Here is a 1526-nt window from a genome sequence, read left to right on the forward strand (position 1 = left end):
CGTCGCGGTGTCGTCGGCCGGTCGCAGGGAGGCGAGCGCGGCGATCCAGATGACGGCGAGCACGCCCGCGGCGCCGGTCACGTGGCGCGCCGTCGGGGTGTCGACCCAGCGCGGACGCGTCGCCTCGGGCCGCGGAGCCGAGGGCGGCAGCACGATGTGCCAGCCCGGTGCGAGGTCTATTCCGCCAGGGACATGCACCATCGCCGGCACGTCCGCAGCGGCGGGACGCGTGAACAGCGGCGCGAGCAGGAACGCCAGCGCGACGCCGAGCAGCAGCCCGAACGCGTGGGTGTCGGTGCCGAAGTACGCCCGCGTGAGATCGTCGCCGCGCGAGATGACGGCGCCCATCCAGATCGCCGACGCGGCGGCGAACACCATGGCCACGGCGATTCGCAGCCACGCGCGCGGCAGGAACAGCACGAGCGGCAGCACGAGCGGCCACAGCACGTAGAACTGCTCCTCGACCGCGAGCGACCAGAAGTTGCGGAACAGCTCCGGCGTGGCCGCGGCGAAGTACCCGCCGCCGCCTGCGATCGAGAGCCAGTTGTAGCTGAAGGTCGCAACACCTGCGATCTGTGCACCGAGCCGCACCAGCACATCGCCGCCCACCACCCACGCAAGGGTCGAGCACACCGCGACGACGGCGACGAGGGCGGGGAGGAGGCGGCGCGCACGCCGCACCCAGAACCGGCCGAGCCGGATCCGGCCGGTGGCATCGTGCTCGCGCAGCAGGAGGCTCGTGATGAGGAACCCGCTGATGACGAAGAAGACGTCGACGCCGATGAAGCCGCCGGGCAGGAGTGCGGGCGGGAAGAGATGGTACACGACGACGAGCGTCACGGCGATCGCGCGCAGGCCGTCGAGCCCGTGGAGGCGGGCTGGTGGGCGATTCAAGGGCGCGTTGGGCGTCATGTACTCAGGGGTCGGGAACTCGCGCAATTGTACGCGGGGGTGTCTGTCGTATCACGGGGGACGCGCGCACCTCCATCGGGTCGAGGAATCCCGGCGCTCCTGCAGGGCCGGACCCGGGGCGTAGGGGGATGCGTCCTGCGCCGCGACGGCGCCAAGGGACGACGTGTCGGCGCGGTCGACGCCCGGTGGTGCGCCCGCGAGATCGTGCGCGAGAGCGAGAGCGAGAGCGGCGTGGCCGCACGGCAGCCGCGTGCTCGGCTGACCCCCACCCTCGAATAGGGTTGGGGGCGTGCGGATCCGGCTCGACATCGCGTATGACGGTACGCACTTCCGCGGATGGGCCAGACAGCCGGGCCTTCGCACGGTGCAGGAGACTCTCGAGTCGGCGCTCGCGCGCGTACTGGGCGGCGAACCGCGCCTCGTCGTGGCGGGCCGCACCGATGCGGGCGTGCACGCCCGCGGACAGGTCGCGCACCTCGATCTCGATGAGGCGCAGCGGGAACGCCTGCTGTCGCGTCGCGGGCGGGTCGAGGCCGGGCCCGCCGACCGTGTGACCGCGCTCGCCGCGCGCGTGAGCGGCGTCGTCGGCGCGTACTCCGACGTCGCGGTGACGC

1 protein-coding gene and 1 pseudogene are annotated in these 1526 nt (G+C 72.8%); one reads left to right on the forward strand and one right to left on the reverse strand.

Annotated features, from left to right (window positions below):
* Positions 1 to 912: acyltransferase family protein (locus tag EIO58_RS17725; protein ID WP_205789371.1), on the reverse strand; the 912-nt coding region annotated here is incomplete at its 3' end.
* Between the two features lie 289 nt (positions 913 to 1201).
* On the opposite strand from EIO58_RS17725, the pseudogene EIO58_RS17730 reads away from it, so the two are divergent.
* Positions 1202 to 1526, forward strand: a pseudogene (locus tag EIO58_RS17730) (tRNA pseudouridine(38-40) synthase TruA); the annotation flags it as partial.

It is taken from the genome of Microbacterium sp. CPCC 204701, from assembly GCF_004010105.1.
GTDB lineage: Bacteria > Actinomycetota > Actinomycetes > Actinomycetales > Microbacteriaceae > Microbacterium.